The organism is Pleurocapsa sp. CCALA 161, assembly GCF_003003995.1.
Taxonomy (GTDB): domain Bacteria; phylum Cyanobacteriota; class Cyanobacteriia; order Cyanobacteriales; family Xenococcaceae; genus Waterburya.
Genome location: NZ_PVWF01000026.1, coordinates 24579 through 50768 on the forward strand (window position 1 = coordinate 24579; position 26190 = coordinate 50768).

Genomic DNA, 26190 nt, shown 5'->3' on the forward strand with positions numbered 1-26190 from the left:
TAGCCTTTAAGGGCAGTGATGGTTAATAGGCTTCAAGCAGCTAGTTTACAGGTGTAATACTAGCGATTTTGCCACCTTGTTTATGAATACGTTGGTATTCTTGGGACAGCTGCTCGTAAGGCACTAAATATACCTTGTTACTACGACGGAACTTAGATACGCGGTTAACGGCACGGGAAGAATAACCAGTTACTTCGATACGGTATACTTTGCCGTTTTCTCCTGCACCAGAACCCTGACGAGTGCGCGCACCCAAAGCAGGTTCTTGGAAAGACCAACCATCACCAACAGCACCACCAGAAGGAGGAATTACTGCCAGAGGAGTACCTTGAATTATATTTTTGTTTAATACAGGAGTCTTGCCTGATAAACTGCCTTTGAAATCGCTGGAAGAAGCACCACGCGCCAAAGCAAACATATGAGTGAATTCCACCATAGTTTGACCAGGACGACTCTTATAGCCACGATAAAATGGCACAAAGTTTTCGCCATAGGCTTCTTGATATTCGTCACTATCAAGATAAGAATCAATTTCGGCTTCCCAACCACCTTCATCCAAAATGGCGCTATGAGCTTTCATTTCATCATAGCCATTGGGCGCACGACCAAGGAAATGCTTAAAGTTTAGTTCTATAAAGCGATAGCGAGGGCAAGTTTCAAAGAAACGAGAAATGTAAGCATTAGACTTGCCGATTTCTCTAACAAATTCTCTGACGCTTAGTTGTCCTAGTCTAAACTGAGACTCAGGAACAGTCGCTCTTTCGCTTTCCATAATGTAAGCGTTGCCGAGTACCTGTCTGTAGACAGCGCGGATGATGCTCTCTACTTCTTCTTCTGAACGACCAGGTATGTATTCAAAAGGAGGGGTATCTTCAAATAAGCCGACACCTAATTCAGATGCTGGTCCAAATGTCATTTAATAAATCTCCTTGATTTAGGAATTAATTTTTTTTACACGATGTATTGTTTTAGTATGCCCTAAGTATTGCTAGATTTAGATCTAGCTAAACATTAGGCTGTAATAGTTTAATACAAACGCTTAAGGGTGAGTTTTATGTAGATACACAAACTCGACAAGCAGATCTAAGCTCAGATATTTTTATCTACTGCTCGTTCAATGCTCATCACAGCTTCATTTCCTGAATATGGGAAATAAACTTTTTTGGCTAACTGAGCAAAAGCAAAGTAGGAAAATATCAAACAACTTAATCTTTAATATTTCATTACTCAACAGGTACTCAAGTCGTTGTACGCCAATTTATTTAATTACAAATATCTTGGGATAGAGTCTTTTTCTCAAGAGTTCTAGCACCATAATATTAAGACACCGTATAATACAGCGTAATTTTAAAAGGTGTTCGACCTAAATCTCAAATCTTAAACATAAGTCTTCAAGACAAATTTTCAAGACAAAGTATAAATCGACCTTTTTTCACACCTAGCATGTGTAAATCTCAGCCTAATTCAATTAATATGAATCGGGAGTGAGGTTTACAGTCTATTTATACAATGCTGCTAGAACCGATCCTATCAAGTTTTGTAAAACTTAATGAGAACTTGATAAACAATTGTTAAGCAATAAGCAGAGTATTTAACAAATTTCAGCTTTAAATTAGTTGAGAATCTTTTGTTCTACGCCAAAGCCAGCCAAAAGGACGTTTTCAAGCGGTTGTCCTTCACTAGGCTTGGCATAATTAAGAATTTGTCGAATACGTAAAGTAGGGTTAGTAAGAGTAATAGAGTCAACGGAAACCACACGGGTATAGTTGGTGGTCATTAATAATTCTCTGGTTTTTGGATCGAAGCTGAAATGAGAAACGATTGGTCGATCTTCTTCGTAAGCGCGATCGCGCAAATAATCTCCTTCTAGCAACATATTTGTCTCCGACTTGGGGACAAACATCAGATTAAGATTCTGTTTTTTCTCTTCCCCTTTTTCCGAAATCGTATAGAAACCCAAGTTAAACCCTGGTAAACTCTCTAGATTATCTAGCTGGTCGTAAGCATTATCAAGAAGTACCTTACTTTTTTGTTCACTGGTTAACGGCTGCACTTCAAAAGTAGTTTGCGATCGCTCAATTTCTTGATAAGCTAGATAATGATAAGTGCGATCGGACTGCCAATTACCAATGCAGTCAGCAAAAAATTGTTCAAATACGATGGTGTTCATTAGTTAGTTAGTTAAAAAAGACTAAGCCTTGAGAAATTCAATTTTAAAAATGCGCTCGCCAGATTTACCAGCGGTCAGATTATGCCAATTAATCTCAGCCAGGAATGCTTCTGCTGCCAAAGTTTCCACCACATCAACCCCCCATTCACCAGTTTGTAAAGAAGTGGGGGATGTGCTAGCAACGGGAGTAGCTTTTTTGCCTCCTAAAATTAAAGTATCGATCGCCACGGTCGAGTCAAGCTGTTGACTTTTTCGTTTGTTGGTGAGGATCTCCCCGCACATCTGACCAATCTCTTGCGGTTCAAATTTATCTACAGGGAATAGTATTTCCACGACCCAATGAGGATTTTCAATTAAGCTACAGTTAATATTCTCTTTGCCTTGTAGTCCATCAATAAATATTTGGGTAAACTCTTCTCTGTTTAACGTAGGCAGTTCATGATTGTGTAGATTGAAATTGTGCGAGAGTAACATTCTCCCCATAGATTGAGCGCTCACAATATTTAAGTATTTCTAAATCAAAGGCTATCTTCCAACATAACAGAGACGCGATCGCATTTTCTATCTAACCAAAGTTAGGTCTTGATCAAGGTTGAGGTTTTTCATCAATTTAACTCTTAACTTTTGACTTTTATCGTTGTGTTAATCATACTCAGGTATATTTGAGTATCCATCTGCCACTACTGATAAAGTTTATGTTTAAGTCTATTACTCACGTGATCTATGACATGGATGGATTGCTGTTAGACACAGAATCATTACATGAACAAGTCAATAGCGAAGTGGTTAATCGTTATGGCAAGACTTTTGATCGGTCAGCCAAAATGGCGATCGCTGGAAGACCGACTTTAGATTCAGCAAGGATTTTAGTCGATCTACTTCAGCTTCCCCTGACGGCAACGGAGTATTTAGTAGAACGTAACAAGCTGCTTTATCCCCTATATAGCAGTGCCAAAGTTTTACCAGGAACAGTTGAACTAATCCAGCATCTAGCTAATCATCATATTCCCCAGGCGATCGCTTCTAGTTCTTCTCGCCATCATTTTGAGATGAAAACTATCAATCATCAGCAATGGTTGAAGCTATTTGAAATTACTACTTTAGGGGATGATCCTGAGATTGAGTTGGGAAAACCAGCACCAGATATATTTTTACTAGCAGCCAAAAGATTAAAAGCTAATCCAGAACAGTGTTTAGTGTTTGAAGACTCGGTGGCGGGAATGCAGGCAGCGATCGCCGCAGGCATGTCTGTAGTGGTAATTCCCGATGCTGTCTTTGATTTTCGGTTGTTTGAAGCAGCAGATCAGATACTTGGATCGATGACTAAGTTTGACCCGCAAGACTGGGGTTTACCAGGGTATGAAGCAATTACTCAGGATTAAATTAAAATATTTGATGTTTTTGAACTTGAAAAAACTTGAGCAAAAGATCGGCACAAGATCTGTTTACAATTAGTAAAGTTAGCTACTCCTTTAAAAAATATTTTATCGATCTCTAATGACTTTGATTCGTATCCCTCAATCGTGGTCAATATCAGAAAATCAAATTACTCCCCCAAGACTTTACTACAATCGCCGTAGCTTTATTAAAACTCTAATTGGTGCTGGTATCGGTGCTAGTCTGTTACCTCTGACTGGATGTCAGGGTAGCACATCAGGAATTGGCAAATCTGCCTCGGCGGTAGAGTTGGAAAAAAGTATTAACTTGCCAAAGATCGACTCATTTACTAAAAATCCTGATTTTCAGCAGGTAGATAGACCGATTGTCGCAGAAAAGGTCGCCGCACAATACAACAATTTCTATGAATTTGGTGGAACCAAGAAAATTTGGCTAGATGCCCAAAAGCTGCCTACAGAAAACTGGAAAGTAGAGGTGGCGGGGTTAATTAAGAATCCTCAAACTTATGATCTGGATGATTTAAAACGAAAATTTCCTCAAGAAGAAAGAGTCTACCGTTTCCGCTGTGTGGAAGCTTGGTCAATGGTCTTACCTTGGATTGGATTCCCAATGAAGGCTTTATTAGCAGACGTTGAACCCACTGCTAAGGCAAAGTTTGTTAGTTTTACCTCATTCTACGATCCAGAGATCACTAAAGGTCCTGGTTTCCATCTTGGCTCATTACCTTGGCCCTATACGGAAGGATTACGCATTGAAGAAATGGCTAACGATTTAGCTTTCTTTGCCACGGGTATTTTTGGTCACGATTTACCTAAACAACACGGCGCACCGTTACGCATGGTAACACCTTGGAAATATGGTTTTAAAGGAGCAAAATCGATTGTTCAAATTGAATTTTTAGCAGAACAACCTGCCACATACTGGAATACCCTAGACCCTAACGAATATAAGTTTGAGGCTAACGTCAATCCTGATGTACCTCATCCTCGATGGTCACAGGCAACAGAGAAGTTTATTAGCACAGGGCCTGGATTATCTTGGGAAATTAAGGAAACATTGCCCTACAACGGTTATGGAGAATATGTAAGCCAGTTATATAGAGCGTAAGTTCCATGAGTCGTCTTCAGCCAATAGAGTTTATACTAAATCTGTTTAATCTGCTCTTATTTTATGTTTGTTATGTTTGCCCAAAAGCAACAGTTAGCGTTTTTGTAAAATTGCTTTCATAACTGCTTTTGACTGTTCAATTTCTGCCGAAGAGGGTGCTGTTTGCTGCCAACTAGAGCGCTGATTTAAATTTTCAATCCATTTGGTTACTTTAGGATATGTTTTTAAACTAATTCCGAGATTAGGAATTGCGGCAACTGCTGTTCCTGCCACGATATCGGCATAAGTTAATTGTTCTTGAATCAAATAAAGTTGATCTTCGATGAGACTGTCTTCAAAATATTGCAATACTGTTGCCATACTTTGTTCAGCTTGTTTGATTTTCTGCTCTTCAACTGTTAAATCGAGCATTTGTTTCATCAACACAATAGAAGCAGGAGGCAGTTCATTAACGGTTACTAATTCAATCATACGTACCTTAGCTATATCCTCAGCATTGGTAGGCATGAAAGAAGGATCAGAATATTTAGCTTCGAGATAATCTAAAATTGCCAAAGACTCGAAAATTTTAAAGTCTCGATCTATTAATACGGGAATATGATGAAAAGGATTAAGCTGCAAAAAATCTGGTTTAAATTGATCGCCGTTGAGTTTCAATAATACTGGTTCAAACTCTAGATTTTTTTCTAAAAGAGTTACCCAAACTCGACGAGCATTGATTGAAAGACGCGAATAGTAAAATTTCAGCATGATTAAAACCTCTCAAAGAATTGACAATCCAGTCTAGATAAAAAAAAGAAAAGAGTGGCTATAGTTGACCACTCTTATACATATTAAATCCAGTTATATTTATCTGGTCTGATCTTGTTAGGTATTTTTAAACCTATACAGAGACAGTTGTTTTGTTGCTAGTAGACAGTTCGCCTTTAGCATATTTAGCAGCATAGTCATCCAAGGAAACTTGCTTGATTTTGCCAGCATTTCCAGCAGTACCAAACGCTTCATAACGTCTGAGACAGACAGTTTTCATGTATGCAATGGAAGGCTTGAGGAAGTGGCGGGGGTCAAAATTGGAAGGATCTTTGAAAGCTGCTTCACGAATAGCAGCAGTAATAGCCAAACGGTTGTCAGTATCGATGTTAACTTTACGTACACCACTCTTGATTCCTTTTTGAATCTCTTCTACAGGTACACCATAAGTTTCGGGGATTTTACCACCATTGGCATTAATAATGTCGATCCACTCTTGAGGTACGGAAGATGAACCGTGCATTACCAAGTGAACGTTAGGTAAACGACGGTGAATTTCTTCAATTCTGCTGATCGCGAGGATTTCGCCAGTAGGTTTGCGAGTAAACTTGTACGCACCATGGCTAGTACCGATCGCCACTGCTAAAGCGTCTACCTGAGTGCGTTCTACGAATTCTACTGCTTCATCAGGATCGGTCAATAGTTGGTCTTTGCTTAAAGCACCTTCAAAACCGTGTCCATCTTCAGCTTCACCTTTACCAGTTTCTAATGAACCTAAACAACCTAGTTCACCTTCAACAGAAGCACCAACGGAGTGAGCTACTTTAACAACTTCTGCGGTAACATTAACGTTGTACTCAAAGCTAGCAGGAGTTTTGGCATCTGCTTCTAAAGAACCATCCATCATAACGCTAGTAAAGCCGTTGCGAATTGCCGAATAGCAAGTTGCTGGACTATTACCATGATCTTGGTGCATAGCTATGGGAAGATGGGGATAGCTTTCTGCTGCTGCCATAACTAAGTGACGCAGGAAATTTTCGCCAGCATACTGACGCGCACCACGAGAAGCTTGCAAAATGACAGGACTGTCAGCTTCATTTGCAGCTTCCATAATGGAGATAATTTGCTCCATGTTGTTGACGTTGTAAGCAGGAATACCGTAGTTATTTTCAGCAGCGTGTTCTAAAAGCAAACGCATTGGGACGAGCGCCATATATATTCTCCCTAATTTATATTCTTGTCAAATAGATAAGTTTTTAAGAAATTTAAACTTCTTACTTGTCAATCTTAAGATATTTTTTACATCTAGACTAATATAATTTGCTAATGACCTCAAAATAACTTTTGGTTATAGCTAGTTTTCCACTGAGAATTTGGCAGAGAAATTTATGTGGTAATAGTTATTCTTGGTTTGCTTCTAAAAGCTTGAGGCTATTGATGCAAATAGAATTATCGCTTTGAACTTTGATAATTCCTTGACGGCGCAATTTTCCCATCAGCCTAGTTACCGTAACTCTAGTTGAGCCGATCGCACTGCCGATTTGAGCATGGGTTAAGCTATAGGGCAGACAGCAATATTCTTGTTGTTCTACGCCATATTCTTCGAGTAGAAGAGTGAGGAAACTGGTGAGGCGATCGATTGTTTTTCTCTGCCCCAAAGCACTCAGCCAAAGTAATTTACGCTGGTGTTGATAACGAAAAACTTCGTATAGCTGTTGCCGAAAACCAGGCCAGTTTTTGAGATCCTGCCAATATAGCCAAGCAATGTGAGTTTCATCCACATGAGCATAAGCCTGAATCTGAAAACTAGATTGAGTCACAATTTCAAAGGGTTTTTCTGCCCCTACAAAACCCAAAAATGATTCTTCCAAAAGATCTAATTCTGCTTGGGCCAAATTTATCTCAAGCATTTCTGGGGTTACATTTTTAGTTTGACTTACCAAACGCACAGCACCTTGATTAACTAGGTAAATTAGCTGAGGGCGAGCAGGTATTTGTTCATCCTTGTGAAAAATGCGATCGCGATAATGAGTTTGCGCCCAGTCAATGATATTTTGCCAGGTAAAGCTGGTTTTAGATTCCTCGGACGAGTTTTCGGCAGGTTGCATAGTGAAAGGCAAAATAAACTTAATGCATATTTGATTTTACATGGACAGCAATGTATCAAAAAAAACAAATTCACATAACTTTTTTAAACTACGATTTAATCAGAAAAAACTAGGTATTTCTGTCAAGAATCTATTAAAACAAGAACTACTGTTAATTTTAGATTTATATCAACAAAAGCTGAATGTAAAAATTGAACCAAAGTTACTGACAAATCTACTAGAAGTTAAAGTTGAGGTTTTTCCTGGAAAAAGTAGCCCAACATCTTGGAGAAATTACTGCTTGAGAACCAACAGTAGTGATTTAGCGAAAGTGCAGTATCTGCCAATTATTTATAGTTGTCCTCTTGGTATGTCTTTGGCAGCAAATTTACAGCAGTCGCCTCAAACAATTATGGAACAACTAGCCTGTTTACTAACTTCAAAAGACGATCCTGATTTAGAGCGCAGGCAGCTATTAACAGAAATAGTTTCCTCTGGTTGGATTAACTTTTATCTAGATGCTAGGTTTATTGCTGATTGGTTAGGGCGATCGCTTTGCTGGAGTCAAAATAACGGAATTAATCAACCACAATTAACTGCTAGAGCAATTTATACTCTAGATACTACCCCAACTAAATTATTTCCTGCTCAATATATTCATGCTCGTTGCTGTAGCTTGCTACGTTTGGGAGCAAGAGAAAACCTGATTACCTTAGCAGATAACCAAGCACAAATTACACAACCAGAATCAATTCCCTGGTTAGATCGAGAACATAACTTATGGCTTTCTGAGATAGCCGAATATAATTTACTCCAACAGTTAATGACTATATCCGACTCGTGGGTAGACAACAGTGATTGCCGTTGGTCAAAACTAGCTTTAAACTTAAGCCAAAACACAGCAATTTTTCTAGCGGATTGCCGCTTTCTGGGAGAGGTTAAACAAAAATATCCCCAAAAAGCGATCGCTCGTCTGGGGTTAATTGTTCTAGTTCAATTTTGGTTAGAGAAGATCCTGGTAGAAAAATTAGGAGTAGCAGCACCAAGGGAATTATAAAATCAAAGATAAATATAGCCATGATCAATGCCGAACCTGCCGTCAGCGTAATTATTCCTGCTTATAATTGCGCTCAATATATTGTTCAGGCGGTTGAAAGCGTCTTCCAACAAGAAGACTGTAGTTATGAAATTATTATTATTGACGATGGTTCTACAGATGCCACCGAGGCAGTATTAAAACCTTATCGCGATCGCTTACGCTATGTAAAACAAAAAAATCAGGGAGTAGCAGCAGCTCGTAATCACGGAATTGCGATCGCCAAAGCTAATTTTATTGCCTTTTTAGATGCGGATGATTATTTTTTACCAGGAAAGCTAGCTCTTCAGGCAGAAATGCTGCTTAAACGACCAGATTTAGGCATAATTCATAGTGGCTGGCAGCGAGTCGATCATCAAGGCAATAAACTACTAAATGTACGCCCTTGGGTACAAATTCCAGAATTAAATCTTGCCAACTGGTTACGCTGGAAGCCTGTATTGCCTAGCGCCATGATGTTTCGTCGAGAATGGTTGCAGTATGTGGGGGGATTTGATGCTCGGTTTCCTCCCGCAGAAGATACCAATTTAGTTCTCAAGCTTGCTTTAAAAGGCTGTAAAACTGCTTGGCTAAAACAAATAACCGTTTGCTATCGTCAGCACGAATCTAGCGCTATGCACAAAGGTTTACCTCAAGCTCGCTCCCTAGTAGCGGTGACCAATGATTTTTTTAGTCAGCCTAATTTACCACCAGAAGTTAGATTAATGGAACATTCTGTGCGTCACGGTACCTTAGTCTGGATTGCTTGGTATCTTCATTACACAGGACATCAAGTAGAAACTATGGAATATCTTCGACAAGCCTGGAATTATCGGTTTAATTCGGGTGCTGAAACTTTAATTACCTGGATCGAAAGTTTTGCTGATTTTGCTCATAACTGGGGAGTTGAGTTTGATGCCATCAGCTTAACTAGTTCGCCAGAATGGCAGGAACTTACTAAGTCGTTGCTCCCAACTCCAGAAAAACAACTCTAAGTTAAATTAACGTTGACGGTCACTATCAACTGTCCAACAGTTTTAGACAATATTTGCTATATGATGAAAACTATTGTGACTTCAGGATGACTTTTCTCCAATCATTGTGTTGATGCAGCTAAGTTTTATAATTTTAATTCAAATCGATAATCAAAAACTGTATATTTTGCTATGACTATTGCTCGTACAATCTGTATCGGGTTTTTGGCTGTGATTACAATTGGCACCATACTGCTGATGATGCCATTTACCACAAATTCAGACACTTTGAATTGGCAAGGTTTAGTCGTGGCTTTGTTCACCTCTACTTCCGCCGTCTGCGTAACTGGTTTAGCGGTAGTGGATACGGGAACTTATTTTTCTTTTTGGGGACAGTTGGTTATTGCCCTCTTAGCCCAAGTTGGTGGTTTTGGCTATATGACTAGCACCACGTTTTTAATTTTACTTTTGGGGAGAAAGTTTGATTTAAGACAAAAATTTGCCATTCAAGAATCTTTTGATCGTCCATTTTTACAGGGCAGCAGCAATTTGATGAAATCGATCATTGCGACTACAATGCTCTTTGAGATTACTGGCATCTTTTTATTATTGCTCGCCTTTGTTCCTCAACAAGGTTGGTCAAAAGGACTATGGTATGCCACTTTCCACAGCATCAGCGCCTGGAACAATGCTGGGTTTAGTTTGTTCTCCGATAACTTAATTAGTTATCATTCCAGCTGGATAGTTAACTCAGTTATTTCTGGTTTGATTATCTTCGGCGGTATTGGCTATCAGGTCATTATCGAGATGTATCTGTGGACTGTTAGCAGGATTAAAGGCAAGGCTGAAAGATTTTGTTTTTCCCTTAATTTTAAAGTAGTAGTAACTACGACTATCTTACTGCTCTTAACAGGAACAGTGGCGTTTTTCTTGACCGAATTGAATAATCCTCAAACTTTGGCAGCCTTTAGTTTTAAGGACAAATTCTTGGCAGCCTGGTTTCAGTCTGTGACGACAAGAACTGCTGGATTTAATACCATTGATGTTGGCAAAATGACTACTGCGGGCTTATTTATTACTATGGGTTTAATGTTTATTGGTGCTAGCCCTAGCGGGACAGGAGGCGGCATCAAAACCACCACCTTTAGGATTATGTACAACACCACTAAATCGGTTTTACAGGGCAAAAATCAGGTGATTATCTATCAGCGAGAAGTTCCCAGCACTTTGATTCTTAAAGCGATCGCCGTAGTTTTTGGCACAGCAGCCTCAATTGTCTTAATTACTATCTTAATTTCTTCTCTAGAGGCTAATTCTCAGCTACTACCTGTGTTGTTTGAAGTAGTTTCTGCTTTTGGCACCGTAGGATTATCTACAGGCATCACTAGTAGTTTAAGCGTTGCCTCTAAACTTCTCATTGTTTTGGCAATGTATATCGGTCGAGTTAATATTCTGCTTCTAATTGCTGCTTTGATTGGCGATCCTAGCCCCAGTGGCTTGCATTATCCAGAAGAAAATTTGCTTGTAGGTTAGGCTAAAGCAGCGAAATAGTTCGGCTGGATATTTAAATTTAATATTTTATTGGTTTTAAGTGTTAGACAGAGTAATTTTCCCTAATCCAAAACTTAATAGTTGACCCAACTGTGATATAAGTATTAAGGATTGTAAAAAAAGCAATATTCTTAAAATTTTTGGTTCAGTTGCGGACAAGTTAGCTGTTACTGTCAAAAATCGGCTAATTGCTCATTCCCATGATGAATTTCGTGAGGAATCTGATCTTCATGCCTATAAGTAAAACGCTCTTTAACAACATTTTATTGGGCAGTATTTTGCACAAGCCCCTCTAGATAATATTTAAATCGTCCAACAAGTTTTATGACAGCAGTATTTCGTCAAAGTCCAGAATCTCCTCAATCCCCAAATTTGTCTGAAGACATAAAGCTTAGAGACATCATCAATACCTTACCTAAAGAAGTTTTTGTTAAAAACTCCCGCAAGGCTTGGACAAAGGTAGTCATCAATGTTATTTGCGTAATTTTGGGCTATTGGTTAGTTGCAGTATCGCCTTGGTATTTATTACCTATTGCTTGGATATTTTTAGGTACTAGTTTACAAGGTTTTTTTGTGATTGCTCATGATTGTGGTCATCGCTCTTTCTCCAATCGTATTTGGGTGAATGATCTGGTTGGGCATATTATGACCTTGCCAATTATTTATCCCTATCATGCTTGGCGCATTTTACACAATCATCATCATAAGCATACAAATAAGCTAGATATAGATAATGCTTGGTCGCCTTTTACCCCCAAAACTTATGACAACGCTTCTCCTCTCCTACAGTGGCTATATCGCCGTATGCGTGGTTGGTTTTGGTGGATGGGTTCGATCGCTCATTGGGCAAAACTGCACTTTACCTGGAGTAAGTTTGAAGGCAAGCAAAGGGAACAGGTACGTTTTTCCGTGTTGCTAGTCGTGATTGGTGGTGGTTTAGCTTATTCAGCCGTGTTACTTACTTTCGGCATTACAGGCTTGATTAAATTTTGGCTGATGCCTTGGCTGGTATACCATTTCTGGATGAGTACCTTTACTATGTTCCATCACACTATGCCTGAAATTCCTTTTAAACCAGAAAGTGAATGGAATGAGGCGATCGCTCAGTTATCAGGAACAGTAAACTGTAAGTATCCTGGGTGGGTAGAATTTCTTTGTCACGATATTAACGTGCATATTCCCCATCACCTGAGTACTGCTATTCCTTGGTACAATTTGCGTCAGGCTCATCAAAGTTTGGTTGATAATTGGGGTGAATATCTTTATCCAGACTGTACCTTTAATTGGGAATTAGTGCAGAAGGTGACTAAATTTTGTCATCTTTATGAAGAGGAAAACAATTACCAAAGTATCGAAGCATATCGTATATCTCAATAGAAGTTTGTTGCCGATCGCTCAAACTACAGTTTAAATTTACAATGCTAGCTGTTCAAGGGATTTGGTTATTAACCAGATCCTTTTAAAATTTCTAAATTATGTTTACCTAATTATTGAGATTCAATAACTGAACTCCAGTCATCATTTTTAACCGCGGCTTCTAGTTTTTGCCGACGCTGTATTTCTGTTTCGCTTTGGCTAGTTTGCGTTTTTAATTCGTCAATTAAAGTTGTATCTGCCATTGCTTTGCGTAACTTCAGCTTTTTCTCTTCATAGGCGTTTCTTTCACTTTCGCTCATGGTTGCTTTGGCAGCTTCGCCAATAGTACTCGCCCAAGTGTTGTCTCCTGTATTACCAGCAGGAAGATAATTTAATTCAGCCAGCCATTCATCTCTTAATGCTTCCATTGACTGACGTTTGGGAAACTTAAAGGTTTTAACTCGGATATAACTACAGACTTGAGTTCCGTTTTGAGTAATGTGTCCTTTGAGAGAGCGCCGAACATCTCTAGAATAACCAATATATTGATAAAGGCGATCGCTATCTAGAACAGCGTAGACTCCTGCTACTTTACTATTTTCTATCTGCTGTTCCCAAACGGAAATCTCTACCATCTCTGTTTCATCAAAATCAATGATGGCAGAAGCATCTTCTGCACTATGTTCACCCTCAGAGCTATACAAAAAACTATGTAACCCTTGATGGGCGATGGGTACGTTTTGATGTTCTAAAGAATTATTGTGATTAGATTCCACGACCATAAAGTTAAGTAAGTACAGTTCTTATCCTAGCTGGGTAAAATTCCCTCGCAACGTTTCTAGACAACAATCGTAATCAAAATTCTCATAATTATTGTGATTTTTAAAAGCTAAAAGCTAAAAACAAATAAACTAGAGCGAAGTAATTCACATCAGACGTATTTAATAATCTTCCCAATCAGGATATTGTTCGGGAGCTTTTCCTTCACTAGCGATAATCTCACCATATCCTGGACGAAGATCTGATTTAATTTCTTCAAGCTGTAGCTGAAACTCCCAGTTATCGCCAAAATCAAACAGGTATTCCATCACCGATCCTACCTCTAGAGGTAAATCAGCTATTTTTACTTCATCCGTAGAGGGTGATTCATTCATATAGGGATGAACTATCTGCACAGTACGTCCTAGTCGGTTTTTGTAGCTAAACATATCTAGATGATCGCAGTCAAAATCAACAGACAGCAAAATCAATTGGCTCAAATCCCAGAGAGTCATGTCGCTAGCGATAGCAATGCGTCGCCAAATCTGCTGCCAACTAACTTTGAAAACATAGATTCCATTGATAGACTCAACTTGAGGTAGTTCAATAATTTTCTGCCACTGAGGAAAGTAGGGCTGCAAAATTGCCTGGAGTTTGTCAAACTGAATATCTATAGGTTGTTCATCGTCCCAAATCATTTCAGGATAAGTCCAACCCTCAAATGCAGTCTGAAGTAATGCTTTGCCCCAAGCTGTTTGCTTGACGCTTTTAACTCGCCAACCTTTGCCTGGTTCTGGTTTACCATAGCCAGCCTGCACTAGCCCAAAAAGCTTCATCAAAGCGAGATTATGAAACCCTGGATAATATTTTAGGTTTTGTTGTGTTTGATAATCTGGAAATTTTTCCCCTTGAGCGGGCATTTTTGACCAATATTGTAGACATCTTGTCCCCTCGGTCATATATCCTCGTTCCCCCAGCATCTCCTCATTGGCGATGATTAACCAGGCTACGAGTAAATTAAAATAGCGCTCGGTCAAATTCATCTGTTGCCAATCATTAAGCAGTACGGGGTCTAAAACCAGCTGCGTTTTTTTACCCTGTTGCAACTTGCCCATCCCTGTCGCCCTTAGCAATAAATATAGCCCGTTAATGGTCGGATAAGACTTTTGTTGGGGACGCTGGAGATCGGTTTGAATTGGTTCAACTAACTGCTGATTAATTTGAGCCAGGGATTTTTGGGGAATCAAATTACGTTTACCTCCCACAGTTATTCCCTCTTGACCAATAAAATCCAGGAGTGTTTGGAAGTCTTGTAATATACTTCCTGGAGTGGTTTGAGTAATTTCTTGCTGTTGCAGAATAGCGATTAGGCTCGGCCTACCCTGCGGGATCGCTGGTTGAGACATATCGGGTATTGGCTGAACTTGCTTTCGGGTCATATTTGCTAGATGCTGCTGAAATTCTTGAGCGGAAGGCACTTCTTGGGGAAATTCTGTTAATAGTTCCTTGCCTAACTCCTGCAATACCTGTTCTAATTCTGTCCAGCCTGGGAGTAATTCTTGATCGACGGCAAAGTCATTAAATGAAGTATTGGTTTTGGGTGAGGTAGCACTGAAGTTGATTGGGGTTGATTTTTGATAGTGTTGTAACTTATTTAACTTTGCTTCGTTAGTCAATTCAAATTTTGCTGTCCTCGTCAAGGACAATTTAGCTAGGTCAAAATTACGCTGATCGTTCATGATGCTGGGGAACTTAGACTTAACCTGTTTTAGAAGCTTAATAATTTTGTGTGCCTGGGGATGTTGATATTCTCGTTTGAGAAACTGCCAGAAAGCAATCAATTCAGGAATTGCCATATTAGCTTCTGCGGGATCGAGCAAAGAAATCTTCTGAGGAAAAATCTGAGTAACAATCACCTCCACATTACTCATCCCCATCTGAGGTAAAGTTACTGATTCATAAACATAACCAAAATAAAGCAAATGATCGATCCAACTACCTACATACTCTGTCATCGAGAGATAAGTCTGCAAATAGGTTGTACCTTCAATGGAGTCGCTAAATTCAATCACCAATTCTTTGACAAATTCTCCTAGGACAGCGATCGCCTGAGAGTATTCTTTGATTTGATCTAGCTGATGAAGATTAACGGACATGGCACTGAGATATCTACTATCTTGAGCATACCTTGATAATAAATAATTTACGTAATTACACTGATAAATTAATCAGAAATTAAGCTAGGTGTTAAATTTATTTACTTATTTAAGCAATTGATAATTAATTTAGACCACGCCGATTATTTTGATCGCCAAAAGGCAAGCCGAAAACCTGTAAAACTAGTAAGGATAATAGTTGCGACGTTGCTACTAAAACTGTTAAATTACTTTTCCAAGAGTTAGCCCATGAAATTTAATCATTAACCACAAGAGATACTAGTATTCATGGTTCGAGTAAATTATTAGAGGAAATTGTGCCTAGTTTAGTTACGGAAAGAATCGAATCTGTTAAAGCGGGACTCATCGGCGCGGGAGCATTTACCCTGGCTAAGTTGTTGTTTTTAGCAGCTCAAGACTTGAGCGCAAGTTTTATCCCAGCATTGCATTTTAATGCTGGAGTTATGAACGGGATCTGGAGAATTGAATTAGCGATTGAAATAGCAATTGGTGTAGTTAGCGGTTTTTTATTTGGCGTAACCTATCGTTATGTGATTCGGAGCGATCGCAATTCTCATTTAAAAGATGGTGCAGTATTAGCTTTTGGTTTGGTTAGAGGATTGGCTTTGGTGGAAACAAACTTAGTTTTATCTGAGCTATTATCTTTAGGTGGTTTAGTTTTGCAAAGTATTGTCTGTTTTGCGATCGCTCGTTTGATTTTGGATTTGGCTATCTTGCGTAAGCTAATCAAACCCTTTACTTAACTTATTTAACTACTTATGTGTGTGATGACAATAACTGTGTAACTAATTAAGAAGTTCAGTTTTACCTCACAGGAGCTTCTTTTAATGCTCTGGCCACTGCTTGCCAGGCTGGCTTGCGGTTGTATTGGCGATCGCGTAGCAGGGGACGTACTTCTGCACCATCACTTCGAGGAGCAAAATCGCTCAACCAAGTATAGCGATCTGTTAACCCCCAATTAATCACAGTGGTAACTGCTGGCTCATCTAACACTACAGAAAGGTATTCATAGTATGATTCTGCCACAATGCGATCGCGCACCTCAATACTTTTTGGCAATTCTGTATCGCTTACATCCAACTCAGAAACAATAATTTTTAACCCTAGGCTGGCAACTTCACTCAAAAACTTACGGAACTTATTACCATCAAAATCCTTGTTAAATCGAGCTAATAAATGGCTTTGAATGCCCAGGGCATGAATTGGCGTACCTTTAGCTTTTAAGTTAGTTAGTAAAGTTAGTAAAGCACGCCGACGCTTTTCCCAATAGCTATTGCCCGAAGCATCGCTATAATCTAGACTAGTTTCATTTAAAACCAGCTTGGCACCAGGATCTGCTGCATGGGCAAGTTCAAAAGCTCGTTGAATATAGTCTGCTCCTAAAAACTTTAGCCAAGTAGGATAGTTTTCACCATTAAAACCGCTCACCATCGTATCTCTTAGACCATCTGCTCTCCCGTCTTCAACATTAATTACTTCATTCACCACATCCCATGAATTGACTTTACCTGCATATTTTTTGCCTAAAGTAGTAATGTGATTAGTAAAAATTTGCTCAATCTCTGCATTAGTAGTATTAGGAGACTTAAACTTTTCTACTAACCAAGGGGAATTATACTGATTCCAAATCATGGGATGACCGCGAAAAGCCAGACCATTTTGTTGAGCAAAATTAAAGAAAGGATCTATTTGACTAAAATTGTAATTATTTGAACCAAATGGCCCTACTGTAACGCCAAAAAAACCCCCTACGATCAAACCATAATCTTCAAGAAATGTACGCTGAAATTTTAGATCCAGAGGGAAATCAGTATGAGATCTTTGATGAAATCCGCCATACAAGATACCTTTACTAGCAGCTATTTTACGTAAGCTTTCTGCACCATTATCTTTATTGCTAGCTTTATTATTCAAATACTTACTGTCCTGTTGGGCAGATACTAAGTCACAGTTAAATTTATGTAGTAAGTTGGCTGCGCCCAAGCCACCTAAACTCCCTAAAGCAAATAGAAAAGCTCTTCGTCCGCTAATATTCTTTTTACTCATAGCACTTCTAACACTACCAATAATTAATAATAAAGTTCAAATATCAAGCTTCATCTTAACTTCACATCAATCTGGATGTCATATAGATAAATATTATGGTTTTACCTTTTTGTCTAGAAGCAGCCACCAAGAAATTTTTAATCCAAGCCAGAAAAAGGCGTTGCTGATTTAAGTAATAACCTAGAGTGGGTTTCTTTCATCCTCAAGAACAAAACGATGAGAGATGAATAATGAATGATGAAAACTAGTACTAATCAACCTGTGTTTTCTATTTGAAATGACTATAGTTAAGGCAATAACAGTAGTTAAAACACTAGCTTAAATGTATGCAAAGTAAGTAAGCAGTTTTGAAGTTGTTGCATCCTGCTTACTAAGCTAACATTGTCTGTTAGCTAACAGCGTCTTTTGTTGAATCTATGGTTTTTTCTACGGCATTTTGCACTTTATCTACTCTTTCTTTGACTTCAGGAGGTTGATCGTCGGTAACTCGATCCATAGCTTCCTTAGCTTTTTTGCCATATTCGTCAGCCATTTTTTTTGATTTGTCTTCAGTACTCATAATTAGTATTCCTGGAAAAACTTAATATTTACTCTTGTGATCGTAAACAACTCTTATTTGCAGCTAATCTACCAAAAGCTATAATTTTCGCAAAATTAGCCAATGCTCGAACCTCGATAGCGCATTTTGCTTTTCAGCTCATTAAATTGAGCGAATTGAGGAATATCACCATGATGTCCCATAACAATAACGGTATCTCCTGGTCTTAGCATAACGCTGCGATCGGGATTTTTAATTACGGTTTTATCCTCGCGACGAATAGCAACAATAATAAAAGTACCTTTGCCTCGAACCTCTATATGACCAACGCTTTTATTAGCTAAAGCCGAACTTTTCTGAATCACTAATTCATCAATTTGAATATTAATTTGACTCAATAGTTCATCCAGATAATGGCGATCGCTTTTACTTTTGAGAAAATCCGTCGAGGTGGGACGAGTAATTAAATTTGCCATCCGCATACCGCCAATAATAGCGGGTAAAACTACTCGATCTGCTCCTGCTAGCTTCAATTTCTTTTCTGTGCTGGGTAACTCTCCTCGTGAGAGAATGATTAAGTTTTGATTCAAGCCACGGGCTGTTAAGGTAATAAAGACATTGGCAGCATCATCTGGCAAGACTGTAGCTAAAACTCTAGCTTTTTTAATTCCAACAGATATTAACAAGTTTTCGTCAGTAGCATTGCCCATTGTAGCTAGGTAACCCAACTGTTCAGCTTTAGCAACGCGATCGCTTTCTCGATCAATAATCACAAACTTTTGGCGATCTTTGACCAGTTGTTGCACCATAATTTGCCCCATCCGCCCAAAACCACAGATAATGGCGTGATTTTCTAAACCTTTGATCTCTCTATCCAGACGATGAGTATCCAAAGCCTTATTGATTTCTCCTTCTGCAACCATCTGTACAAAACCTCCTACGATATACACTGCTGATGTTGTGCCAGCGATAATTACCATCATGGTAAAAATCTTTTCTGGCGGGGTTTCTAAAGGATGCACTTCTCCATAGCCCACACCAAAAATGGTAATCACTACCATGTAAATAGAGTCTAATAGCGTCCAGCCAAAAAGTGTGTAGCCAATTACTGCCGTGATCAGGGTGAGAACAAAAATAATTGTTCCCGTCAGAATACGCTTAAACGAATCGTGCATACTTTACTCTATTTGCTGTCTTGAAAAGTCTTGACTATATTGGCTATAGAACAAGAGTGAACTGTTATTTATCTAATCTCACCATTAGACTGATGGTATGTAGTAAAAAGTACTAAATACGTCCCAAGAAGATAAAGTTGAGCAATAGCTCGTATTTCTTCAAGTATCTTCAGCATATTTGGCGATCGCCTAGAAATATAAAAAAAGCTGATGTTATATTGATGATTATTTGACAAACTTGAAATTTAGCTTTAGCTGTTGATCTCCAACTAGTATCCTTTTATAAGGATTTTTGCAGACCTCTCTATTCCTCATTCTTCATCCCTCATCTTTATTAAAAATGCTCGATCCGAAAATTCCTACTGGTAGACTACAAGACAAATGGGACTACTATAAAGATCATTGCAAGTTAGTTAGTCCTGCTAACAAGAAAAAGCATACCATCTTAATTGTAGGAACTGGTTTGGCTGGAGCTTCTGCTGCTGCCACCCTGGCGGAACTGGGTTACAACGTCAAAAGCTTTTGTATTCAAGATTCTCCCCGTCGCGCCCATAGTATTGCAGCCCAAGGGGGCATTAACGGCGCGAAAAACTATCCTAATGATGGGGATACCGTCTGGCGATTGTTTTACGACACCATTAAAGGGGGTGACTATCGTTCCCGCGAGGCGAATGTATATCGCTTGGCACAGATTAGTAATCAGATCATCGATCAGTGTGTGGCGCAGGGTGTTCCTTTTGCGAGAGAATATGGTGGACTGTTAGCCAATCGCTCTTTTGGTGGGGCGCAGGTATCCCGTACTTTTTATGCTCAAGGACAAACGGGACAACAACTTTTATTAGGGGCATATAGCGCCATGTCACGCCAAATTTCTGAAGAGAAGATCGAAATGTTTCCTCGTCGAGAAATGCTTGATTTGGTCTTAGTTGAGGGCAAAGCCAGGGGCATTATTGTTCGCAACCTGGTTACAGGAGCAATAGAACGCTACGCAGGAGATGCGGTACTGCTATGTACTGGAGGTTACAGTAATGTCTATTATCTTTCGACTAATGCCCGTAACTCAAACGTAACTGCTGCTTGGCGATGCTACAAACGAGGGGCTTTATTTGCTAATCCTTGCTATACCCAGATTCATCCTACCTGTATTCCTGTATCGGGTTCTTATCAATCTAAGCTCACTTTAATGAGTGAAGGGTTACGCAATGATGGGCGGGTATGGGTGCCAAAACAGCCAGGAGATCGGCGCAATCCCAGTCAAATTCCTGAAGCAGAAAGAGATTATTATCTAGAAACTCGTTATCCTAGCTTTGGTAATCTTGTCCCCCGTGATGTAGCTTCCCGCAACGCCAAACAAGTTACAGATGAAGGCAGAGGCGTTGGCGAAACTGGATTGGCAGTATATTTAGACTTTCGAGATGCGATCGCTAAATTAGGCAAGGAGTTAATTGCCGAACGTTATGGCAATCTCTTTGATATGTACCAACGTATCACGGGAGAAAATCCTTACGAAGTCCCGATGCGCATCTATCCCGCCGTTCACTACATTATGGGTGGGTTGTGGGTAGATTATAACCTAATGAGTACTATCCCTGGTTTGCACGTTTTAGGCGAGGCAAATTTTTCCGATCACGGAGCAAATCGTCTTGGTGCAAGTGCCTTAATGCAAGGATTATCTGATGGCTATTTTGTGATTCCCTACACTTTAGGTAACTACATCGCGACGACGGATCTTCCTCCTGTAGAGTTAACTCATCCTGCTTTTGAAGAGGCAGAAGCGACGGTTAATACTAAAGTTAATAAACTGTTAAGTATTAAGGGAAACAAGACGGTAACAGAGTTTCATCGTCAATTAGGTCATATTCTTTGGAATTATGTAGGAATGTCAAGGGATCGAGCAGGGTTAGAAAATGCGATCGCCCAAATAAGCGAATTAAGACAGGAATACTGGCAAAATGTCACGATTCCTCAAGATCAGCATACTTTTAATAAACACCTAGAATTTGCGGGGAGGGTTGCTGATTTCTTAGAATTGGGAGAACTAATGGCGCGGGATGCTTTGGATCGAGATGAATCCTGTGGCGCACATTTTCGCGAAGAATGTCAAACCTCAGAAGGAGAAGCCCTGCGTAATGATGAGCATTATGCTTATGTTGCAGCATGGCAATATCAAGGAGATGAGCAAACTCCTGTATTACACCAAGAAAAGCTGACATTTGACAATGTTGAATTAACTCAACGCAGTTATAAATAAAGGAATCGTCTAAACAAGTGACAAGTAACGAGTTTTAAGAAATGTCTTAACGTTCGCACGTAATCCAATACCATTTATAGTGGCAATTCCCAACCCAGCTTAGAGGAAAAATTACCGTCTTTGTTAAGATCGGCATCTAAACCAATTGAACCCAGTCTAGTTTTAGCTTTCCAAAAGGCACTCCCACTGGTAAATTGAGTATCCTCATCAAGATTTGCTTTGACTCCCATCAGACCTAAAGATGATTTTGCGCCTAGCTTAATACTACCTCCTGTAAAGGTATTGGTTTGATCGAACTGACCGCTCACTCCAATATTTGAGCCAAACAAAAGATTGGCATCCCAGGAGGCATCAACGCCATTAAATTTGGTTTCGCGATCGAGTTTGATATTGGCTTGAAAAGAACCAATTAAGGCTTGGGAATTAATTTTGACGTTACCACCCGTAAAGTTAGTCTCGCGATCAAAGTTACCTTTTACTGCTAATGAAGCAACTGATGTATGAGCATTCCACGCTGCATTTCCCCCCGTAAAGTTAGTCTCGCGATCAAAATTTCCTCGGACAGTCATAGCACCCAAACTCGTTTGAGCATTCCATGTTGCATTTCCACCATTAAAAGCTATCTTGTCATTAAAATTTCCCTTAACAGCTAGAGAGCCTAAAGGAGTATTGGCTTGCCAAGTAGTAGTAGCTTGAATTGGTTTAATCTGATGATCTAGATTGATTGATAAATCAACTAAACCAAGAGCAGTAGTAGTTGACACAGAGGCTTTTCCTTTAGTCAAGTGCGCCGAGGAATTAAAATTACCGTCTAGCTTCATTAAACCTAATTTGGTTTGACTTTGCCATGAAGCAACTCCTGCTTTAAAAGACGAATCTTGAGCAGAATCATAGTTATCAAAGTCTGGTAATCTAGAATTGCTGTCCTGTAGTTGGATAGTTATGGGGAGTAGGCTGTCCAATAATAGAGGATTTTGCTCAAAGTTATTATTGGTAGTAACAGAGTGCCAAGGGGAATGAACCTTAGCGTTCAGGTGTTTATTTGTTAAAAACTCAAATTGTTGCCTAGGTTTGCTTGATGTTGGCTGTTCAGATGCCAAAACCTGAGTAGGTAGCAATATGCTTAAGGATATTCCCAAAAGTAGCTTGGTTTTGGTTACAGTTATCCGCATATATATTTATATATTTCTAGTTTTAGAGAAGAAGTTTAATAATTAAAATTTTTATAAATGAGTTGTATATACCTGTCTATCTTATCTTTTTTAAAGACTGACTGGCAGCGATCACCTCCCCCAAAATGCTATTTTATGCAACTATCTTTGACTTAGTCAAATAGGTTTCTTTTTTGATTTAAAACGAGGTATAAATGTCCTGTGGCAAAATGGTGGCTTGATGTATTCTTCCCCTTTCCGCTAACCTGGTTCTGAGTCTTATTAAGAGTTTTGTGGAAAAAAGTAATAAAGTAGTTATGTTGACGCAAATAAATTTAAAGCTAATTTCTATAGCCATCATTGTACTTTTACTAATTGGTAGTTGTAGCAACAAGACAGCTGAAAATAGCCAGGCTCAAGATAATACGGCACAGACAGAAGAAACAATAGAGCCTCCCCAAGAAACTGGCATGATTAAAAGCCGCTTAAATATAGTCAAAAGTAGGGGGAAACTAATTTGTGGCGTTAATGGACAGCTACCTGGATTTAGTTCTGTTAATGAAAAGGGTGAATATTCAGGCATGGACGTAGATCTATGTCGTGCAGTAGCAGCAGCCATTTTTGATTACCCTAGCAAGGTAGAGTATAAAGAACTTGATACAGAGGCGCGTTTTCTAGCGGTGCAGTCAGGAGAAATAGATTTGTTGAGTCGCAATACTACCTGGACATTAAGTCGCGATACTTCAGGGGGGATGGAATTTGCACCGACAACTTTTTATGATGGTCAAGGAATATTAGTCACAACCGACAGCGAAATTGAAGAACTAGAGGACTTAGACGGAAAATCAGTCTGTGTACTAGCAGGAACAACCAACCAGCAGAATCTAGCCGATAATATGCGCCAATTAGGGTTGAATTATGCGCCTGTAGTGCTACAAGATGCTAATATGTTATTTACAGCTTACCAAGAGGGACGTTGTGAAGCTGCCACCAGCGATCGCTCTCAATTAACTGTTGGTCGTGCGGGATTAAATAAACCTGATGATCATCAAGTGTTAGAGGTGGTATTGTCAAAAGAACCTTTAGGACCTGTAGTATTAGATGGCGATTCCCAGTGGTTTGATGTCGTCAAATGGGTAATTTATGCCATGATTGAAGCGGAAGAGTTGGAGATCAATTCACAAAACGTAACCAGCTTTGCACGTACCAAAGATCCTCAAATTAGGCGTTTCTTGGGCCTCGAAGGAACTTTTGGCGAAGATATGGGATTATCGAATGATTTTGTCCAGAGAATTATCAAGCACGTGGGCAATTATGACGAGGTTTATGAGCGTAATATTGGACTACCTTTTGATTTAGAAAGGGGTCAAAATGCCCTTTGGACTGATGGTGGCTTAATATATTCTCCTCCTTTTAAATAGATTTTTGTCTGCTCCTAAAAAATTGATTTGACAATTTTGGGAGTCAAATCACTTCTGTTACACCAATCATTTACACACATATACTTAATACTTACCTCGTATTTTCTTGACGCTTCTGCTTTAGAACCATCTGGTCGAACAAATACCACTACCCGTTTGCGTAAATCAATACTGTAAGTTATTTGTCATCGGGGAATTTACCATTAGCGCGATCGCTCATAATATGATTCTATGACGAAACCAGAACCGAACTCTATCTCGATCATCGTTTTAATCGGAATTTATCTCTGCGTTCTGCCTTACGTTATGCTGTCTCTACAGAAGATGGGCCAGGTGCTACAGTACAGATTGATGGGCCATCACAAGACGATCGCAATTTTCCCGTCTCAACTAATAGCGGTTATCAATTCTATGAAACCTTTACTTTCCAAAATGATTTAATTGGTAAGTTTAAGACTGGTTCAGTAGAGCATCAAGTTTTGTTTGGTTTGGAATACTATCGTGGTTTCAACACCTTTGAAGGAGGATTTAGAGGGGGAGATACGATTGATATTTTCAATCCTTCAACTGATTTTAACTTTCCCGCTCCATTTGAATCTTTTGGATTGTTTGAAGATCGCGAAAATTCTTTTGGCGTTTATTTACAAGATCAAATTAGCCTCCTAAAAAATCTTAAACTGGTTGTCGGTGGACGGTTTGATACTTATAACTTAGAAAGTAGTGTTGACGGCGAAATTACCGAAACGGAAGCCGATGCCTTTTCGCCTCGCGTTGGTTTAGTTTACCAACCCATTGAACCAATTTCTCTTTATGCTAGTTATACGCGATCGTTTACTCCTGCAAGTGGTAGGAGTGCTAATAACGAACCTTTCGATCCTCAGCGAGGTACGGGTTACGAGATTGGGGTTAAAACGGAAATTATCAAAAATCGTCTATCTTCCACCTTAGCTTTCTACGATACAACCCTGACTAATGTTCTGACTACCGATCCGGGAAATAATTTATTTGAAATACAAACAGGAGAGCAAAACAGCCAAGGAATCGAATTAGATATTGCTGGGGAAATTTTGCCTGGCTGGAGTATTTTTGCAGGTTACGCCTATACTGATGCCAAAGTTACTGAAGACAATACTGTTCCTGTAGGAAATCGTTTAGAAAGTGCGCCAGAGCATGATTTTAATTTATGGACAGCCTACACCATCCCAAAAGGTAGTTTAGCGGGGTTGGGATTTGGCGCAGGCATTTTTTATCTCAGCGAAAGCCCAGGAGATTTAGACAATTCTTTCTTTCTTGATGAATATACTCGCGTGGATGCTGCGCTTTACTACGAAAGAGCTAACTTTAAAGCAACACTCAACTTTAAAAACCTTTTTGATGTCAGCTATTTTGAAGGATCTGGTCGCGAAGAAATTACACCAGGTGATCCGTTTACGTTACTGGGTAATATTTCAGTAAATTTCTAATTTAAAACTCCACTGCAATTGTTCCTGAAATAGTAAAAGGCGCACCTGGATCTACACTCAACCGAGAACCAGAATTACTAAACGGTGATGAGGAGAAATAGTCAATATTAAACAGGTTTTCAATGTTTAATTGAGTGCGCCAATTGTTACGTTCGTAAAACAGAGCAGCATCGGTACGGAAATAACCAGGTAAAGTATAAGTATTATCTAAATCTCCAGAGCGATCGCTTAAATACAAAAATCCCAAACCAAATCCCAAGCCTTCTAGATTTCCTTGTTGCAGTTCATAAGTCGTCCAGAGAGTAAACTGGTTATCGGGTACATTCGCTAGATCGTTGCCAACAGGAATGGTATTATCTTCACTGACAAAAGCATCGAGATAGGTATAGCCAGCAGTAATATTCCAACCAGGTAAGATTTCCCCGTCTAAATTCAATTCAATTCCACGACTGGCTAATTCTCCTGTTTGTACTGAGAGAAGAGGATTGTCTGGATCTTCTGTCAAGACATTTTGTTTACGTAGATCGAAAGCAGCAAAAGTAGCACTAAGTTGCTTGGCTACATCTGCCTTCACCCCAACTTCAAACTGTCTTCCTGTTTCAGGATCGAAGGTTGGGCTGGAAACTTCAGGAGAACTAGGAACAAAGGAAGTGGTATAGGAAGCGTCAATTACTGCACCGACAAGCGGATGCAGCTTGTAACTACACCAAATGATGCGTTACGTTCGGACGATTGACAAGA

Annotated in this window: 22 protein-coding genes and 2 pseudogenes; 10 read left to right on the forward strand and 14 right to left on the reverse strand. The window is 39.4% G+C overall.

Annotation, left to right across the window (positions count from 1 at the left end; genetic code table 11):
- Positions 1 to 40 precede the first annotated feature (40 nt).
- The 3 genes from C7B62_RS08405 to C7B62_RS08415 all read right to left on the reverse strand — a co-directional run bounded on the left by C7B62_RS08405 (position 41) and on the right by C7B62_RS08415 (position 2668).
- Positions 41 to 916, reverse strand: coding sequence for a phycobilisome linker polypeptide (locus C7B62_RS08405; RefSeq protein WP_106234696.1), 876 nt, complete (start codon positions 914 to 916; stop codon positions 41 to 43).
- Between the two features lie 696 nt (positions 917 to 1612).
- Complete coding sequence (locus C7B62_RS08410; RefSeq protein WP_106234698.1) at positions 1613 to 2170, reverse strand: phycobiliprotein lyase; 558 nt, start codon at positions 2168 to 2170, stop codon at positions 1613 to 1615.
- Positions 2171 to 2191: 21 nt separating this feature from the next.
- On the reverse strand, positions 2192 to 2668 hold the full coding sequence (locus C7B62_RS08415) for a DUF2656 domain-containing protein (RefSeq protein WP_233219870.1): 477 nt from the start codon (positions 2666 to 2668) through the stop codon (positions 2192 to 2194).
- 197 nt (positions 2669 to 2865) lie between these two features.
- Between C7B62_RS08415 and C7B62_RS08420 the strand changes: the two genes are divergently transcribed.
- Both C7B62_RS08420 and msrP read left to right on the forward strand, forming a co-directional pair.
- On the forward strand, positions 2866 to 3552 hold the full coding sequence (locus tag C7B62_RS08420; protein WP_106234705.1) for an HAD-IA family hydrolase: 687 nt from the start codon (positions 2866 to 2868) through the stop codon (positions 3550 to 3552).
- A 115-nt stretch (positions 3553 to 3667) separates the two neighbouring features.
- Positions 3668 to 4675, forward strand: coding sequence for a protein-methionine-sulfoxide reductase catalytic subunit MsrP (gene msrP / locus C7B62_RS08425; protein WP_106234708.1), 1008 nt, complete (start codon positions 3668 to 3670; stop codon positions 4673 to 4675).
- Between the two features lie 93 nt (positions 4676 to 4768).
- On the opposite strand, the gene C7B62_RS08430 is transcribed toward msrP, so the two are convergent.
- From C7B62_RS08430 to C7B62_RS08440, 3 genes are all read right to left on the reverse strand, one after another.
- Complete coding sequence (locus tag C7B62_RS08430; RefSeq protein WP_106234711.1) at positions 4769 to 5425, reverse strand: glutathione S-transferase family protein; 657 nt, start codon at positions 5423 to 5425, stop codon at positions 4769 to 4771.
- Between the two features lie 133 nt (positions 5426 to 5558).
- Positions 5559 to 6638, reverse strand: coding sequence for a class II fructose-bisphosphate aldolase (gene fba, locus C7B62_RS08435; RefSeq protein ID WP_106234714.1), 1080 nt, complete (start codon positions 6636 to 6638; stop codon positions 5559 to 5561).
- Positions 6639 to 6825: 187 nt separating this feature from the next.
- A complete protein-coding gene (locus C7B62_RS08440; RefSeq protein WP_106234716.1) occupies positions 6826 to 7533 on the reverse strand; it encodes a Crp/Fnr family transcriptional regulator in 708 nt (235 codons plus the stop codon).
- A 40-nt stretch (positions 7534 to 7573) separates the two neighbouring features.
- Between C7B62_RS08440 and C7B62_RS08445 the strand changes: the two genes are divergently transcribed.
- The 4 genes from C7B62_RS08445 to C7B62_RS08460 all read left to right on the forward strand — a co-directional run bounded on the left by C7B62_RS08445 (position 7574) and on the right by C7B62_RS08460 (position 12489).
- Complete coding sequence (locus tag C7B62_RS08445) at positions 7574 to 8569, forward strand: DALR anticodon-binding domain-containing protein (protein ID WP_106234719.1); 996 nt, start codon at positions 7574 to 7576, stop codon at positions 8567 to 8569.
- A 20-nt stretch (positions 8570 to 8589) separates the two neighbouring features.
- Positions 8590 to 9582, forward strand: coding sequence for a glycosyltransferase (locus tag C7B62_RS08450; RefSeq protein ID WP_106234722.1), 993 nt, complete (start codon positions 8590 to 8592; stop codon positions 9580 to 9582).
- Positions 9583 to 9753: 171 nt separating this feature from the next.
- The gene (locus tag C7B62_RS08455) at positions 9754 to 11094 is read left to right on the forward strand and encodes a TrkH family potassium uptake protein (RefSeq protein WP_106234725.1); all 1341 of its coding nucleotides are present in this window, start codon (positions 9754 to 9756) and stop codon (positions 11092 to 11094) included.
- A gap of 342 nt (positions 11095 to 11436) precedes the next feature.
- Positions 11437 to 12489 carry a fatty acid desaturase gene (locus tag C7B62_RS08460; protein WP_106234728.1) on the forward strand — a complete coding sequence of 351 codons (1053 nt, stop codon included), beginning with the start codon at positions 11437 to 11439 and terminating at the stop codon, positions 12487 to 12489.
- A gap of 110 nt (positions 12490 to 12599) precedes the next feature.
- Here the strand turns inward: C7B62_RS08460 and C7B62_RS08465 are convergent, their stop codons facing one another.
- A complete protein-coding gene (locus C7B62_RS08465) occupies positions 12600 to 13244 on the reverse strand; it encodes a GIY-YIG nuclease family protein (protein ID WP_106234762.1) in 645 nt (214 codons plus the stop codon).
- Positions 13245 to 13409: 165 nt separating this feature from the next.
- Entirely contained in the window at positions 13410 to 15383 is a 1974-nt protein-coding gene (locus C7B62_RS08470) for a plasmid pRiA4b ORF-3 family protein (protein WP_106234731.1), read from the reverse strand.
- A 317-nt stretch (positions 15384 to 15700) separates the two neighbouring features.
- On the opposite strand from C7B62_RS08470, the gene C7B62_RS08475 reads away from it, so the two are divergent.
- Positions 15701 to 16147 (forward strand): hypothetical protein, encoded by a 447-nt coding sequence (locus C7B62_RS08475; RefSeq protein WP_199194111.1) that lies wholly within the window; start codon positions 15701 to 15703, stop codon positions 16145 to 16147.
- Positions 16148 to 16208: 61 nt separating this feature from the next.
- Here C7B62_RS08475 and C7B62_RS08480 read toward each other — a convergent pair whose 3' ends face one another.
- From C7B62_RS08480 to C7B62_RS08490, 3 genes are all read right to left on the reverse strand, one after another.
- A complete protein-coding gene (locus C7B62_RS08480; RefSeq protein WP_106234736.1) occupies positions 16209 to 17450 on the reverse strand; it encodes an endo-1,4-beta-xylanase in 1242 nt (413 codons plus the stop codon).
- A gap of 388 nt (positions 17451 to 17838) precedes the next feature.
- Positions 17839 to 18009, reverse strand: a complete 171-nt coding sequence (locus C7B62_RS08485; protein WP_106234739.1) for a CsbD family protein — start codon at positions 18007 to 18009, stop codon at positions 17839 to 17841.
- Positions 18010 to 18104: 95 nt separating this feature from the next.
- Entirely contained in the window at positions 18105 to 19163 is a 1059-nt protein-coding gene (locus C7B62_RS08490) for a TrkA family potassium uptake protein (RefSeq protein ID WP_106234742.1), read from the reverse strand.
- A 340-nt stretch (positions 19164 to 19503) separates the two neighbouring features.
- On the opposite strand from C7B62_RS08490, the gene C7B62_RS08495 reads away from it, so the two are divergent.
- On the forward strand, positions 19504 to 21414 hold the full coding sequence (locus C7B62_RS08495; RefSeq protein WP_106234745.1) for a fumarate reductase/succinate dehydrogenase flavoprotein subunit: 1911 nt from the start codon (positions 19504 to 19506) through the stop codon (positions 21412 to 21414).
- Between the two features lie 74 nt (positions 21415 to 21488).
- Here the strand turns inward: C7B62_RS08495 and C7B62_RS08500 are convergent, their stop codons facing one another.
- Complete coding sequence (locus C7B62_RS08500) at positions 21489 to 22586, reverse strand: hypothetical protein (RefSeq protein WP_106234747.1); 1098 nt, start codon at positions 22584 to 22586, stop codon at positions 21489 to 21491.
- 296 nt (positions 22587 to 22882) lie between these two features.
- On the opposite strand from C7B62_RS08500, the gene C7B62_RS08505 reads away from it, so the two are divergent.
- Positions 22883 to 23986, forward strand: a complete 1104-nt coding sequence (locus C7B62_RS08505; protein WP_233219872.1) for an amino acid ABC transporter substrate-binding protein — start codon at positions 22883 to 22885, stop codon at positions 23984 to 23986.
- Between the two features lie 14 nt (positions 23987 to 24000).
- On the opposite strand, the gene C7B62_RS27105 is transcribed toward C7B62_RS08505, so the two are convergent.
- A complete protein-coding gene (locus C7B62_RS27105; protein WP_106234749.1) occupies positions 24001 to 24168 on the reverse strand; it encodes an IS630 transposase-related protein in 168 nt (55 codons plus the stop codon).
- 63 nt (positions 24169 to 24231) lie between these two features.
- Here C7B62_RS27105 and C7B62_RS08515 point away from each other — a divergent pair.
- Positions 24232 to 25449: pseudogene (locus C7B62_RS08515) on the forward strand (TonB-dependent siderophore receptor); the annotation flags it as partial.
- 1 nt (position 25450) lies between these two features.
- Here C7B62_RS08515 and C7B62_RS08520 read toward each other — a convergent pair.
- Positions 25451 to 26113: pseudogene (locus C7B62_RS08520) on the reverse strand (TonB-dependent siderophore receptor); the annotation flags it as partial.
- Positions 26114 to 26190 lie beyond the last annotated feature (77 nt).